This is a genomic window from Limnospira sp. PMC 1279.21, from assembly GCF_032349615.1.
Lineage (GTDB): Bacteria > Cyanobacteriota > Cyanobacteriia > Cyanobacteriales > Microcoleaceae > Limnospira > Limnospira fusiformis.
On sequence record NZ_JARPLU010000025.1, the window covers coordinates 1 to 14147 of the forward strand.

The following is a 14147-nucleotide window of genomic DNA, read 5'->3' on the forward strand; positions in this document are numbered from 1 at the left end:
TTGGTCGTGGTTGAAAGCCCGCATTCGCCATTGTATTGAGCAGTTTGATTCTCTCGATGATGCCATGGATTCCGTTCTCAAAGCTGCGTCCTAACCACCTTGACTAATGCTATATGACCTTGAGTTCCCTGCCTTGTTTGGGGGTTCAATCCAAACGTTGGGACGTATAAACAGTTATGGGGAATGGTTCGAGGCTCCGACCTCTTATCCAGACTCGGGGCTGGCTTCCCCACTAGGAGGTGATTTCAGGCATAACAGCCTTATTTGGTCTCCTAAACATTTCGCACTCTCTACTCATTGTTATCATGGGGTCATAACTTCCCAATCAAAACAGTTTGTTTTATGACCTTGAGTTCCCTGCCTTGTTTGGAGAGGTTGAGTTCCAAACGTCGGGACATATAAACAGTTATGGGGATGGTCAGAGACGAGCCTCTTATATCCAGACTCGGGGCTGGATTCCCCACAGGGTGGTTATTTCAGGCATCTCAGCCTTATTTCATACCCGAATCGTCCGATACGAGGCAGCAAGACGTATAGCCTTACCTTTCCACCCCATGAAGGGAAAGCCATCGCTTAATCCAAAGATTGGCTGACTGTTCTCAAACAGGGGAAACAACAACCCAACAACAAACCGCCCACCCTGTAGGGGCGGGTGCTGAGATACGCCGCGCAAAAAACCAGCCAACTTTTTCTGTGATATTGAAATGCCTCGTATGGACGGCTTGGAACTTCTCTCCGGAATGCAGAAAGACCCACAACTCGAAGGTCTACCTATTGCTATGTTAACTTCTAGGGGCGCTGACAGACACCGCCAGATGGCTTATCAATTAGGCGCGAGAGGCTATTTTACTAAGCCTGCGCCTGTACGATGAACTGGAAGCCGCGGGGCGAATGTTACGCGCGTACTTTGTGGGAAACCGGCGATCGCTAAAGCATAATTTAGGGGCGGGTTGCCGTAAGTTTCTCATGATTATGGAATAATCACAACCCGGTTGCGTCCGTCTGCTTTGGCGCGGTAGAGAGCAGCATCAGCCGCCTGGATTAGGTCTATACCTATACTACCATGCTTGGGAAAGGCTGCCACACCGAAGGAGGCGGTGATACTGCCTAAATGTTGACCACCACTGGCTACTACAAGGGAGGCGATCGCCTCTCTAATTTGTTCAGCCCTCATGGAAGTATTTTCTAGGGAAGACCCCGGCAAAATTAGGGTCATTTCTTCACCCCCATAGCGACAAGCAACATCATATTCTCGCACCTTCTGTTTCAGCAGTTCTCCCACTTTTTGTAATACATAATCCCCCGCATCATGACCGAATGTATCATTAAAATGCTTAAAATTGTCTATATCCATCATGATGACCCCAATGGGGTGCTTTTGCCGTTGGGCGCGGGCTATTTCCTGACTCAAATATTCCTCTAAATAGCGACGATTAAAAAGTCCGGTGAGAGGGTCACGGATGCTCTGATGTTCCAGAGTGGCGCGGAGGTTTAAATTGGCGATCGCCATCCCTATCTGTTCCGCCACCGTATGAGCAAGCTGCTGTTTACCCTCAGATAAAGCCGTCGCCGAATCTGTACTTAGATAAAACAAACCCAAAGTCTCTCCCTGAGCCATCATCGGAACACACAATGTGCAAGATAGGGTAGAACTTACCTGAATATGTCGGCAAGAAATACCCCCTTTTTCATGATTACATAAATGTACCCTTCCCCGGCGCAAAGCCCAACAATCTTTCGGCACAAAAACCGAGACTGAGGTGCATTCTTTTCCCCAAGAAGAAATCATTTCCAGCGAGTCCCGGGAAGCCGCCATCAAAAAAATTCCGCCAGCACATTCTGGGAAAAGGGGTTCTAGCAAATAGCTAATCGCTTCACAGGCTTCTTGTACAGTCAAAGCCGCCTGCATAAAGTCGCTAATTTCACTCAAAAGCAACATTTCTGCATGGCGTTGATCTAGTTCATTGATCCGATTATTCAATTGTTCGTTTGCTAGACTTAGGGCTTTTTCCGATTGTTTAATTCCGGTGATATCACGGAAAGTAACCGCGAAACCATCCCCTAATTTGACCGAAATATTTTCAAACCAAAAGTCAATGCCATACTGGTTATAATAAAACTCTTTTTTCACGGATTTTTCCGATTCTACCACTTCCACATAGTGTTCAAATAAGCCACTTTCTTGATACTCTGGCAATTCCTCCAGTAACCTTTTCCCAATTAACTCATCTGCTGATTTACCGACTACTTTACCAGCGCTAGGATTCACCAATAACCATTCAAAATCAATAATCTTACCCTGTTCATTCCGAACCGAACGAAACGCCATAATCCCATATTCGGAACTATTCAGAATCCCACTAAGCTGCATTTCCGAAGTTTTTAAGGCTTCTTGAATACTCACCAGTTGACTAATATCAGTTAATAAGCTAATAGCCCCCACAAAGTTACCCTGGTTATCTAACTGATGCGTAGTAGAAACGATCGCCCACAAAGCCGTCCCATCTCGGCGTTGAAATTGACAGGTATGCTGTTCCTGAATACCTTGCTTTCTCCTTTCCAGGTAGTTGAGGGCTTCAAGTTGGTCTTCAGAGTTCAAGAAGTCCATTAACCCCATACCTAGCATTTCCGATGGAGTATAACCCAGCATATCTGCCATTCGCTGATTCACAAAGGTAGTTTTAGCGTCCCCATCAATTATCCACACCCCCTCTAGGGTAGTTTCAATAATGCTGCGATAACGCGCCTCGCTTTCTGCAAGTGCAATTTCGGAGTTTTTGCGATCGCTAATATCAATATGACAGCCTACCATCCTCTTCGGATTACCATCGTCGTCCCACTCAATCACCTGTCCAGAACACACCACCCAAACCGTGGAACCATTCTTGTGGCGATATCGAAGTTCGTTGTAGTAGGGGATTTTACCACGACTTTTTATATGTTTTTCAAACATATCGAATACTCGCGGTAAATCTTCTGGAACAATCAGTTTTTGCCAACTTTCCGGTACGTTGGGGATTTCGTGATCCTCATAGCCAAACATACGCTTAAAGCCGGGACTCATATATTCTTTATTACCAGGAATATCCCAATCCCAATATCCCGCTAGGATGATATCTAAAATATTATCTAATAGTTTCACTTCCCGGCTAATAGATTCAGCCTGTTGTCGCATAGCTTCCGCGCGGATATGTTCCTGTTCTAATTCTTTTTGTAGGGTGATGTCTTGGATAGTTCCATCAGATATAATGGGCTGATTATTATCATCATAAATAGTCTGGCAATATTCTTGTGCATACTTAATCCTACCATCATTGAGTAAAATCCGGTAACTCACACTATAAGACTGGCGATCGCATAGATGTTGGTTATACATATCATTGACTAAATCGCGATCTTCGGGATGTATAAGGCTGATCAATTGCTCGTGGGTATAGCTAAAGTTTTCCGGTTCAATTTCAAAGAAAGCAAACACCTCCTCAGACCATGATAATGTCTGGGTTTTATGATTGAGATTCCAAGTTCCAAGTCCGGCAATTTTTTGAGCTTTCCGCAGTTGATTTTCCGTTTTTCTGAGTTCCGCTTCTACCCTAGTTTTTTCCTGTAATTCTACCTGTAATTTTTGATGGATAGTGGCTTGTTTAAGGGCGATCGCTAATTGTACAGCTAACGCTTGTAGTAGTTCCACTTCTTCCGTTTTCCATTGGCGTGGATGTTCACTTTCAGTAACATTAAGCAGACCCCAAAGTTGATCACCACACAGCAGAGGTAGTAAAATTTTAGCGCGGGTATGAAGGCGGATCAGCATCTCTCGATGGCAGTCCGTCATTTCTGTGGTATAAATATCCGACACTACCCTAATCTTTCCTTGGCGATAAATCTCCGCTTGGTTTTCCTGAAACCAGGTATCTGCGATGCGTTCTCCCATCAAAGAAAAAGGCGAATTAGTAGACTCTGCGACAACTACCGTTTCCCAATTATCGCCAAACTGCCAAATATTAACGCGATCGCATTTTAGCACCTGTCGCACTTGGTCAACAGTCGTATCCAAAATGGTCTGTAAATCTAGGGATGAGCGAATTTTCGTCGCTAATTCTGATATTAACTTTTCGCCTTCAGCCCGCTTGCTTAATTCAGCAGTACGCTGTTTAACCTGTGCTTCTAATTCAGCCGCCCGATTTTCTAAGAGTTTGAATTTTTCCGATTCTAGCCGCGATACCTTTTCCTCGAGCAACTCCGCCAATTTGTAGAGTTCCAACGGATTCAAACATTGCAGCAAACTGCTTTGGGTGACTATTCCTAATAGTTCACCCCTTGACCCCGTGACTATCACCCGCCCCAGGCGGCGCTGTTCCATTAGTTGCTGAACTTCCCATAAATTCTCCTGTGGTTTAATGGTAAATAACGGGGAACTCATCATATTTTCAGCCCGGATATTTTCCCAGTTTAAACTCAAGGATTGAAACTGCACTAAATCTCTCTCGGTCAAAATTCCTACGGGAATTGGCATAGCATGATCACCATGACCCTGAGTTTCCACAATTACCACACAACTCACCCGTCTTTCCGACATTAACCGGGCTATTTCTAACATGGTCTGATCACAGTTAGCAGATACAACATTGCGGGTCATCACTTCCGAGACTAACCGCAACCGTAATAAGTCAATGGGGCGCATCAATTTTCGCAGACTCTCATGGGTCACCAGTCCCACTAAGCGATCGCTATCATCAACTATAGGTAAATGTCGAATGCGGTGCTTTTGTAGTAAGTTAATTGTAGTCAGTGAGTCAGTAAGTTCTGATTCCCGTACAGTAATTACAGAGGGAGTCATTACTTCCTGAATTAGCAACTCTTCCAGATTTTGCTGTTGGGCGGCTAGACCCACAATATCGCGCTGTGTCAGGATGCCAACCACCATTAGGTCTTGCAACACTATTACACAAGTTAAGTGGCTGTATAGGTCTGGTTCTGACTCGGATATTGATATATTATCAGTCATCTGGCACTGAAGGCGGACACCACTCATACAGGCGATCGCTTCCATGACGGTTAAATCACCTGATACTACCAAAGGATCTCGAATTATCGCTGATTTGACTTCTGGTTGCATAGCTGATCTCAAGAAAATTTCACTGGGGAATATGTTTTGATCTAATCAAGACACAAACTAGACTAAAGTTGAGCTGACCAGATTATATAATATTTATGGTTAGATTACCATCAGCATTGATAATTAACCCACAACCAGAGCAATTTACCTTGAGTTTCTACTTTTTTCATCTCCAGCCGCCCAAGCCGCAGCCGCCGTTTCTGCCGTAATACTAACTACCCGATAAAAAGCGATCGTCCCCAATAAAATACCGGGGGCGATCGAGCTTTCTAATAATCCCAAAGCTGTAGCTTCAAACACTCCCAAACCTCCCGGAGCGCCCGGAACCACCAACCCTAATAACCAGGCTAAACTAAAAGCACCAAAAACCCTCGGCACTTCCAGCCAATTAAAATACCCCATAGCCACCAGAGTTATCATAAACCCAATGCCCCGTAAACCCACAAATCCCAACTCTCCTAACAAAGGCTTAATCGGATAGCGTTGTAGTTGTATAGGTGTAGATGGTTTTTCCTCTGTATTCGCCAAATTATTCGACCTTAATTTAACTCTTCCTAACCACCCCAAAACCGGATTTAAAATCCCCGGATGAACAGCACCTAAAACCACAATTAGACATAAAATTTGCAACCATAAATGAGCAGTATTGATAGTTATCAAAGCTATCAATAAAGCCGCTGCCGCCATCAATAACGGCTCTAGTAAAACACTTAAAGTTGCTATACCTAAAGCTATATCCGCATTTTTAACAGCTATAATACGCCCATAAAAATGCCAAATATTACCAGGAATATACTTAGCAATATTAGTTTTCAAATAAATCTGTAGTCCCCGGCGATAATTAATCCCCGCATCACCCACAGATTGAAACTCCCTTAAAATCAATAACCAGACCCAGGCAGACCATAAATGAGCCAGAAAAGTGACTGCCAAAGCCATGGCTAAACATCCCCAACTTTTGCCAGTAATTTGCAGTGATGCCACCTCTCGCCAGTGGTTTTTAATAGCCGTAGCCAGGAAAAATAAAGTCATGCCCAAAACCAGCCAGCGTAACCAAGGTTTACACCGAGATATATAGGATTTCAAAACTTAACCCTCTGTCTATGAAACCTACCAAAAGCATCAAAAGGATAGCTAGAAACTACCCGACCCACGCCGATAAAATGTTCGGCATAATATTGACTAACCGGATTATTTGCGTGGTGCCACAACTCATCATAACCAATGCCATTGTTACCATGTTCCGGGCCGGAACTATGTATATATTGACCATCACCCAAATAAAGACCGACATGAGTAGTTTTAGATGTTGTACCAAAAAAAACTAAATCCCCTGGCTGCATTTCCCAGATAACTGGTGGTATAGGTTGAACAAACGCCTGTTGTTGATAAGCGTCTCTGGGTAGCCAAATACCCTGTTGAGAAAAAGCAGCTTGTATCAAACCGGAACAATCATAATTAGGTCCGACCGTCCCTCCCCATAGGTAAGTATTACCAATTTTTGCAGCTTGGTGACAAAATGCGATCGCCTTATTTATTGCCTGATTAATCGTTTCGGATGATATAATTGTACGGGGTAATGGTGATGGAGGCTTTAGCAAATGTTCAACATCCCCCGCAGCCAACCAACCCGGGTAATCATCCTCCCACAATTGCACAGGTATAGCTGAAATATTCTCAGCCGTGTTAACCTCAAACAGGCGCAGGTGTCGTCCAGTAGCCGCCTGAGTTGCCAGAGTGCTACACTCAGGAGAATCATAAATATTCAGATCACCTTTGCATTTATACTCAACTGGGAGTAGCTTTAGTGACACTGTAGCATCAGTGCCAACAACTGTCGCCACCTTCCCCAAAATATCCGATAATCCATCAACGACCATATTTGTCACCAATATTGAAAACTAATTTCCTGTTATGGCATTTTTCCATCCAGACCCAAAGATACAAACTCTTGGCACAAGCATTATAGAGGCAACCCGGAGTAAATTTCCAGGACTAAGCGCCAATCAAATAGCCATGACCTGGGTAATTTATGACCCGCCAGTTTCTGTGAATACCGGAGGCGCACTTACTCCCGAAGAATTTTGGAAATATCCTGTTAGGGGGTTTGCATATCGGGGAATTGAACGCATTTATCCAGCCAGTGTAGTTAAACTATTCTACTTGGTGGCTGTTTACGAGTGGGTGGAAAAGGGTATGTTGCAAATCTCTCCCGAGTTAGAACGTGCCATTAAAGATATGATTGCACATTCTAGCAATGATGCTACCAGTTTAGTAGTGGATGTATTAACTGGAACCACCAGCGGTCCCGAATTATCACCCGGTCCCTTCGAGACTTGGAAATATCAACGAAATATCATTAATCGCTATTTTCAATCCCTGAATTGGCCGGAACTTGAATCAATTAATGTCAATCAAAAAACCTGGTGTGATGGTGCCTATGGTAGGGAAAGAGCCTTTTTAGGGGAACTGATGGAAAACCGTAATATGCTGACAACTAATGCCACAGCCAGGCTAATACATAGCATTGTCGGAGGTGTAGCAGCATCTTCGGAAGCCTCTCAAACAATGATGCAATTGATGCACAGAAATCTTGAGCCAGCAGCCTTAGCAGAAGACCCCGAAAATCAGGTTAAGGAATTTTTAGGGGAGGGACTACCTGAGAATGCTAAGTTATGGTCAAAGGCGGGCTGGACTTCTCAAGTTAGACATGATGCAGCTTATATTGAAATTCCCGATTTACTACCGTATTTATTAGTAGTTTTTACCGAGGGTAAATCCCAAAGTAAAAACCCGGAGATTTTACCCTATATTTCTCAATTAGTGGTAGCTGCCATGAAAGATAGCATAGGCGACTGGCTACCCCACCAACCCTAAACCCCAACCATAAGTGCGTCAGACCTGAACATCTCAGGTGAAAGTTATCATGGCTCTCTCTGACGCATCTTACCAATTTTGGTCAAGGGAATATATAATGGTTGAAATTGTCAATTTATCCGTCTGAGGTATCCTACCAATTGACGCACTCACGCGCAATGATCAGGTTTTATATGGTAACATATTATGAAGATTATTAAAACTGCGTTTTATGTAAAAATTGCCTTGGGTCTAGTGGCTTCGGTGTTCAGTCAGCAAGTAGCGGAGGCGAGTTTACCCAGGACTACAGATACTCAAGAAACTTGTGATATTTTAGTGTTTGGTGGCGGACTAGCAGGCGCAGCCACAGCCTATGAGGCATTATTAGCAGGTCGGACAGTTTGCTTAACGGATATTACTGACTGGGTAGGGGGTCAAATTTCCTCCCAGGGAACCTCGGCTTTGGATGAACGCGCCACACAACGATCGCTATTATTTTTCCCGCGAGGATACCTAGAATTGCGCGATCGCATCAAAGAAAAATATGGGATTTTGAACCCTGGTGCTTGTTGGGTAAGCGAGTCTTGTTTCCGACCTTATGACGGTCACGCCATTTTATTATCAATGCTACAAGATGCGGCAAAACAGGGTAAAGGTACTTTAAAATGGTTTCCTAATACTGTTCCCAAATATGTAGAAATAGCAGATAGACAAATTCTCAGTGCGATCGCCATTCAACATCAAGCCGCCCCCGGTACACCCCCCCTAAATAGCGAACCCCTATCCCAAATTATTGAAGATGCTTACAGTTGGGAAGACTCACCCCGCCTCACGAAAACCATTATCGAATTTCTCCCCGCCAATACAGATAAACAAACCGCTAACTGGTACGTGGTAGAAGCCACAGAAACCGGGGAAATTATCGGAATGACCAATATTCCCCACAACTTGGGTATAGACCCACGCAACCCCCTAGAACCCACCTCCTCCAGCGTCACCGGAGACCCCTATTGCACCCAGGGTTTCACCTATACCTTCGCCATGAAAGCCCTCGCCGAGCCAGAACCCATCGAAAAACCACCATTTTACGAACGCTATGCGCCCTACTACAGCTATGAATTGCAGCGATTAGCTAATTTTACCCTAGTGTTTACTTACCGTCGCATTCACAGCGAAAACCCAGAAGGACCTTTTCACCCCGACCCACGCAGGTGGACTATTTATCCAGGGGATATCTCCATGCAAAACTGGACTTGGGGCAATGATTACCGTCCGGGAACCTCTCAGGACAATTTAATCCTAACTCCCCGACAACTAGCCGCCAGCGGGCAGCTAGAACCCGGAAATTGGATGGGCGGACTACGGGTGCAGTCCTTGCAATATGGCGAAGAAAATGCCAAAGGTTTCTTTTATTGGTTAATCAAGGGGACTACTGATTCTCAATTGGGCGATGGTGTGAAAAATAAGTACCCACTACATCGATTTTTGAGAGGATTTGATCAGCCCATGGGAACCGCCCACGGACTCTCTAAGTTTCCCTATATGCGAGAGGCGCGACGGATTATTGGTCGCCCTTCCTTCGGTCAACCTCAAGGGTTTATGATTTGGGAAACTGATATTTCTCGTAATGATTTTGCCGGGGATTTTTACCGGGAAAATCTCTCGGCATCAGAATTTAGGGAGTTATGGATGGCTTTGGCTGGGTTGGAATTACCAGCTTTAGTCGCTAGAAATCAAACCGTTGAACAGACTTCCCGCAGAGGAAGATCTACCATTTATCCTGATACGGTGGGTATTGGACATTATGCGATCGATTTTCACCCATGTATGACTTTAAGCCCCCACGAAACTCCCGGAAATACTGAAAGAGAGGGAGAACGTCTCGGACAAGGACAGGCTTACCCCTTCCAAATTCCTCTCCGGGCTATGATTCCCCAGGAAATTGATAATTTATTAGTGGTGGGTAAAAGTATTGCTACTAGCCATATTGCGGCGGCGGCTTACCGGGTGCATTCCTTTGAATGGTCTTCGGGTGCGGCGGCGGGAATGACGGCGGTTTTTGCTTTTGATAATGATGTTTTTCCCTATCAATTAGTGGCGGATTTACCAAGGCGATCGCCTTTACTAGATGAGTTACAATGGTTCATCCAAGAAAATGGTAATCCTATCGCATTTCCCCGCACTTCCATTTTTAACCGTTCTTGGGAAAATTGGAGATAATTTTTGACATTTGACTAGAGTTAACTACTAGCATTAACTCGGTAATAATGCTTAAACAATGAATCTAAAACTGATCAGATGAAGGAGATTATAGTTCACCAAGTAGATATTACACACTACCGATTAGTAGAACTCTGCCAACTTGCTGATCAAGCCAAGCCTTTCTACCAATGGGTAGAAAAAAACGCCAAAAAGATAACAGGTTCTCATAAAGAACTCAACGAGATTATGATGTCAGCCACCCGAGATGAAATGGCATCTATTATTTATGCTTGCTACGCAGAACCGGAAGAAAAGCGTCCTTTACTCTTTGATGGTATTGGCAGAGTTTACCCCCACCCAAAAGCCTGCTTTTACTTTTTTGCCTGGATGATTAGAGATGCACCTCAGCAGAGGTTAGCACCCCTAATAAGTCGATGGAAAAAGGAGGTCATGCACATTTATTTACTCGGGATATTATGGGGGCTGTACAGGACTTAAAATCATCGGGAAGTCCATGCTATATTATAGTGGTTATCATCGCCAATAACTGGTCAATATCAGAAATAACAACCATTACCAATCAAATGGACATGGTTTTTCATTTTAATTTGAATCCTCTTTTGTGGTTTTGATGAAGCCAGTCAAATTAAGTTAAATAAGTATATACAAGGTGTTTTAGATAATGGATAATCTCATCCATATTATTAATAAAGTTCTGTTGGGGGATATCCGCACTGTATCTGTAATTATTCCTGATAATTCTATCCAAGCCATAATTACTAGCCCTCCCTATTTTGGGCATCGAAATTACACCGGAAAAGATGGCTGTGCCAACGAGATAGGTAGAGAAGCAAATGTAACCGATTATATTAATAATCTGGTCACCTGCTTTGAAGTGGTAAAACCCAAACTAAAAAATAATGGTTTGCTGTGGCTGAATTTAGGTGATACTTATCGGAATAAACAACTTGAGGGTGTTCCTTGGCGGGTGGCATTTGCTCTCAAAGATAGGGGTTGGATTCTCCGCAGTGATATTATTTGGAAAAAGCCAAATGCTATGCCATCCTCTGTGAAAAATAGACCAACTACTGACCATGAATATATTTTCATGTTTTCTAAAAACACTGATTATTATTATGATGCTGATGCCATTAGGGAACCTCATATCACATTTACCGAACAATCAAAAATGAGAGGCGGTAGGAATCATTTTGGGAAACGAAATAGCACCCCAGAAAATGGCAAAAACTCCGGTAATCAGAATTTGCATGATGGTCGATGGGACCAAGCATTTCACCCCAAAGGAAGAAACAAGAGAACTGTTTGGGAAATACCCCTCGGTAAGTTCAGGGATGCACATTTTGCGGTTTATCCAGAAGATTTAGTTAAAATATGTCTACTGGCATCAACTCGTAAAGGAGATCTGGTTTTAGACCCATTTACTGGTTCAGGTACTACCGGAGTTGTTGCTATTAAGCATGACAGAAAGTTTATTGGCTGCGAACTGGTCAAGACCTATCAAAAAATGGCTCAAAATAGAATTGATGAAATTATTATTCAACCCAGCCTGTTCACGCTGCCCAATTAATTAATATTAATAATCTCCTCAAAATTATGGTGGTATGCTATACTATCCATCTAGGTGATTAAGATGCTGCTAAACACTATCACAATTCCCTGATTTTGTGGGTGGGATACCATGGAAAATCTCACCAATTAACTCTATTGCATATTAACGATTAATTGACCATCAGTTTAACTCAATTATGAATCAGACTTCCTCGACTACATTACCAAAAGTTACTGGAAACTCGGTTCAGAAAAATGCGCCTTGGCTGTATGCTTTCTGGAAGTTTTCCCGACCACATACCATTATCGGAACCAGTCTCAGTGTGTTGGGGTTGTTTACGATCGCATTTAGTGATCAACTTAATCCTACTACATGGGAAAATCCCCTTTTTGTCCCCACCAATTTAATCATCCTGCTGATTAGTTGGATAGCCTGTCTGTGTGGGAATATCTATATTGTCGGTCTTAATCAATTAGAAGATATCGAAATAGACGTAATTAATAAACCCGATTTACCTTTAGCGTCTGGGGTATATTCTCGCCGCCAGGGTCAAATTATCGTAGCCACTACAGGGATATTAGCGGTTATTTTAGCCGTGGTTGGGGGGCCTTTTTTGGCAGCTACTGTTGGGATTAGTTTAATTCTCGGCACCGCCTATTCCCTCCCTCCCATACGCTTAAAAAGATTTCCAGTTTGGGCGGCATTATGTATATTTACAGTCCGGGGGGTGATTGTCAACCTGGGGCTGTTTTGTCATTTTAGCCAGCAGTTATCAACCCCCCAATTATGGCAAATTCCGGTAATACCCCCGACGGTTTGGGTGTTAACCCTATTTATTTTGGTGTTTACGTTTGCTATTGCCATTTTTAAGGATATCCCCGATATTGAAGGCGATCGCCAATATCATATTACCACCTTTACCATCCGCCTCGGAACCGTAGCCGTATTTAATCTAGCTAGGGGAGTAATCACCATCTGTTATTTAGGGATGATGGCGGCGGCTTTCCTAGTTTATGAAAGTTTAAACCCAGTATTTTTAGTGATGACTAATCTGATATTACTGAGTTTTATGTGGTGGCAAAGCACCAGTGTAGACCTAGGGGAAAAACAAGCGATCGCCAATTTTTACCAACTCTTATGGAAACTGTTTTTTCTGGAATATATACTATTCCCCATCGCCTGTTTATTAGGTTAATTCCAAAAATTAGTGATGCCATACCCCAACTCGCGCAGCATTGACCGCAGCAGAGGTAAACTCAGACCAATCACATTAGTATGACAGCCATCTAACCTATCAACAAAAGCCCCCCCTTTCCCTTCAATCGCAAAACATCCCGCACAGTTCAAAGGTTCTCCGGTCTCCACATAAGACCGGATTTCCTCCTGATCAACAGTCGCAAAATGCACATGAGTTATGCGAGATAAAACCAAAAGTTTGGGTTTATTCAAATCCAGTAAAGCATGACCAGTATAAAGCTGTCCGACATTACCACTAAGATTTTGCCAACGGGCGATCGCTTCTAGTTTATCAGCAGGTTTCCCGTAAATTTCACCCCCCATTACCAACACCGAATCACAGCCCAAAATTAGCGCATTTTTGCCGTTTGCCAAATAGCTATGGGGATGGTCTTTTAACCGTCTCCCCACAGCTTCCGCTTTGGCTTTAGCGAGTTGTTCTACCAATGCAGTCGGATCATCAATCTGAATGCTAGACTCATCAAAATCACTCTTAATTACTACTGGCTCAATTCCCACAGTTTTTAAGAGTCTATGTCTGGCTGGGGAAGCAGAAGCCAGGACGAAAGTGATAGCTGAGTCCACCATATCAGAATCTCCGTTAATAAACAGTAAACGATCGCACCACTTGTTCTAACAGAGTTTTGCTTTTTTGCCAACGCTGTTCACTGGTGGATATATTCAAGGTAAACAACTTACCCCGACTGATAGCAATACTAGCGAAATCATGCCGTTTTTGCTGATTAGGAAGAGTCACAGCATATTCCAGTAAATAGTAAGTATTATTGGTGGATTCTCTTTTCCCAGCATTCACCAACTCGGCTGTCCGACCCGAACCTTCTGGGGCGATCGCATTTTTACTGAGAGTATATCCCACCTCTGTGGGAGTGCCAATTTCCTCTAAACTATCACCCCTAGTCACAGAACTAATCACCACACTAACATTTTCGGTGGAGTCGATCATATCGTGAAAAACCACATCGGGTCCATTAGAGACCCTCACCTCCACCCAACCGTTAGGGTAAAGAAACTCATAGCCATCTGCTGTGTCCACAAAACTTTTTAGACCTCCCCCGGTGGCTACACATCCCCCCAGGGTGAGACTAACAACAACTAGGATAATTGATGCAATTCGTTTGAACATTGAAACACATTTCCATTACTGCAAAA

At 43.5% G+C, this 14147-nt stretch carries 11 protein-coding genes and 1 pseudogene; 7 read left to right on the forward strand and 5 right to left on the reverse strand.

The genetic code is table 11. The features are described 5' to 3' along the window. A pseudogene (locus P5683_RS05865) lies at positions 1–94 on the forward strand (IS630 family transposase); the annotation flags it as partial. Between the two features lie 610 nt (positions 95–704). Further along, positions 705–872, forward strand: a complete 168-nt coding sequence (locus P5683_RS05870) for a response regulator (RefSeq protein ID WP_315641799.1) — start codon at positions 705–707, stop codon at positions 870–872. 98 nt (positions 873–970) lie between these two features. On the opposite strand, the gene P5683_RS05875 is transcribed toward P5683_RS05870, so the two are convergent. The 3 genes from P5683_RS05875 to P5683_RS05885 all read right to left on the reverse strand — a co-directional run bounded on the left by P5683_RS05875 (position 971) and on the right by P5683_RS05885 (position 6993). Beyond that, the gene (locus P5683_RS05875; protein ID WP_187757933.1) at positions 971–5113 is read right to left on the reverse strand and encodes a diguanylate cyclase; all 4143 of its coding nucleotides are present in this window, start codon (positions 5111–5113) and stop codon (positions 971–973) included. Positions 5114–5257: 144 nt separating this feature from the next. Continuing rightward, the gene (locus P5683_RS05880) at positions 5258–6199 is read right to left on the reverse strand and encodes a lysylphosphatidylglycerol synthase domain-containing protein (RefSeq protein WP_071533527.1); all 942 of its coding nucleotides are present in this window, start codon (positions 6197–6199) and stop codon (positions 5258–5260) included. Further along, a complete protein-coding gene (locus tag P5683_RS05885; protein WP_006621470.1) occupies positions 6196–6993 on the reverse strand; it encodes a C40 family peptidase in 798 nt (265 codons plus the stop codon). The genes P5683_RS05880 and P5683_RS05885 overlap by 4 nt, the downstream gene beginning before the upstream one ends. 34 nt (positions 6994–7027) lie before the next feature. On the opposite strand from P5683_RS05885, the gene P5683_RS05890 reads away from it, so the two are divergent. The 5 genes from P5683_RS05890 (at position 7028) to P5683_RS05910 (ending at position 12936) form a co-directional block, all read left to right on the forward strand. Beyond that, positions 7028–7990: a serine hydrolase gene (locus P5683_RS05890; protein ID WP_006621471.1), complete on the forward strand. Its 963-nt coding sequence runs from the start codon at positions 7028–7030 to the stop codon at positions 7988–7990. A 186-nt stretch (positions 7991–8176) separates the two neighbouring features. Then, a complete protein-coding gene (locus P5683_RS05895; RefSeq protein ID WP_315639507.1) occupies positions 8177–10189 on the forward strand; it encodes an FAD-dependent oxidoreductase in 2013 nt (670 codons plus the stop codon). A 78-nt stretch (positions 10190–10267) separates the two neighbouring features. After that, positions 10268–10669 carry a hypothetical protein gene (locus P5683_RS05900; protein WP_008057127.1) on the forward strand — a complete coding sequence of 134 codons (402 nt, stop codon included), beginning with the start codon at positions 10268–10270 and terminating at the stop codon, positions 10667–10669. Positions 10670–10853: 184 nt separating this feature from the next. Then, positions 10854–11759, forward strand: a complete 906-nt coding sequence (locus tag P5683_RS05905) for a site-specific DNA-methyltransferase (RefSeq protein ID WP_315639508.1) — start codon at positions 10854–10856, stop codon at positions 11757–11759. Between the two features lie 178 nt (positions 11760–11937). Then, on the forward strand, positions 11938–12936 hold the full coding sequence (locus P5683_RS05910; protein ID WP_006621475.1) for a homogentisate phytyltransferase: 999 nt from the start codon (positions 11938–11940) through the stop codon (positions 12934–12936). Here the strand turns inward: P5683_RS05910 and P5683_RS05915 are convergent. Beyond that, positions 12933–13565 (reverse strand): nucleoside triphosphate pyrophosphatase, encoded by a 633-nt coding sequence (locus P5683_RS05915; RefSeq protein WP_006621476.1) that lies wholly within the window; start codon positions 13563–13565, stop codon positions 12933–12935. The genes P5683_RS05910 and P5683_RS05915 overlap by 4 nt on opposite strands. A 13-nt stretch (positions 13566–13578) precedes the next feature. Continuing rightward, positions 13579–14121: a photosystem II reaction center PsbP gene (gene psbP, locus P5683_RS05920; protein WP_006621477.1), complete on the reverse strand. Its 543-nt coding sequence runs from the start codon at positions 14119–14121 to the stop codon at positions 13579–13581. Between the last annotated feature and the right edge of the window lie 26 nt (positions 14122–14147).

Coding starts and splice junctions, on each gene's coding strand:
- P5683_RS05910 (WP_006621475.1), top strand. CDS start 11,938: ATGAATCAGACTTCCTCGACTACATTACCAAAAGTTACTGGAAACTCG.
- P5683_RS05885 (WP_006621470.1), bottom strand. CDS start 6,993: ATGGTCGTTGATGGATTATCGGATATTTTGGGGAAGGTGGCGACAGTT.
- P5683_RS05875 (WP_187757933.1), bottom strand. CDS start 5,113: ATGCAACCAGAAGTCAAATCAGCGATAATTCGAGATCCTTTGGTAGTA.
- P5683_RS05900 (WP_008057127.1), top strand. CDS start 10,268: ATGAAGGAGATTATAGTTCACCAAGTAGATATTACACACTACCGATTA.
- psbP (WP_006621477.1), bottom strand. CDS start 14,121: ATGTTCAAACGAATTGCATCAATTATCCTAGTTGTTGTTAGTCTCACC.
- P5683_RS05890 (WP_006621471.1), top strand. CDS start 7,028: ATGGCATTTTTCCATCCAGACCCAAAGATACAAACTCTTGGCACAAGC.
- P5683_RS05915 (WP_006621476.1), bottom strand. CDS start 13,565: ATGGTGGACTCAGCTATCACTTTCGTCCTGGCTTCTGCTTCCCCAGCC.
- P5683_RS05905 (WP_315639508.1), top strand. CDS start 10,854: ATGGATAATCTCATCCATATTATTAATAAAGTTCTGTTGGGGGATATC.
- P5683_RS05895 (WP_315639507.1), top strand. CDS start 8,177: ATGAAGATTATTAAAACTGCGTTTTATGTAAAAATTGCCTTGGGTCTA.
- P5683_RS05870 (WP_315641799.1), top strand. CDS start 705: ATGCCTCGTATGGACGGCTTGGAACTTCTCTCCGGAATGCAGAAAGAC.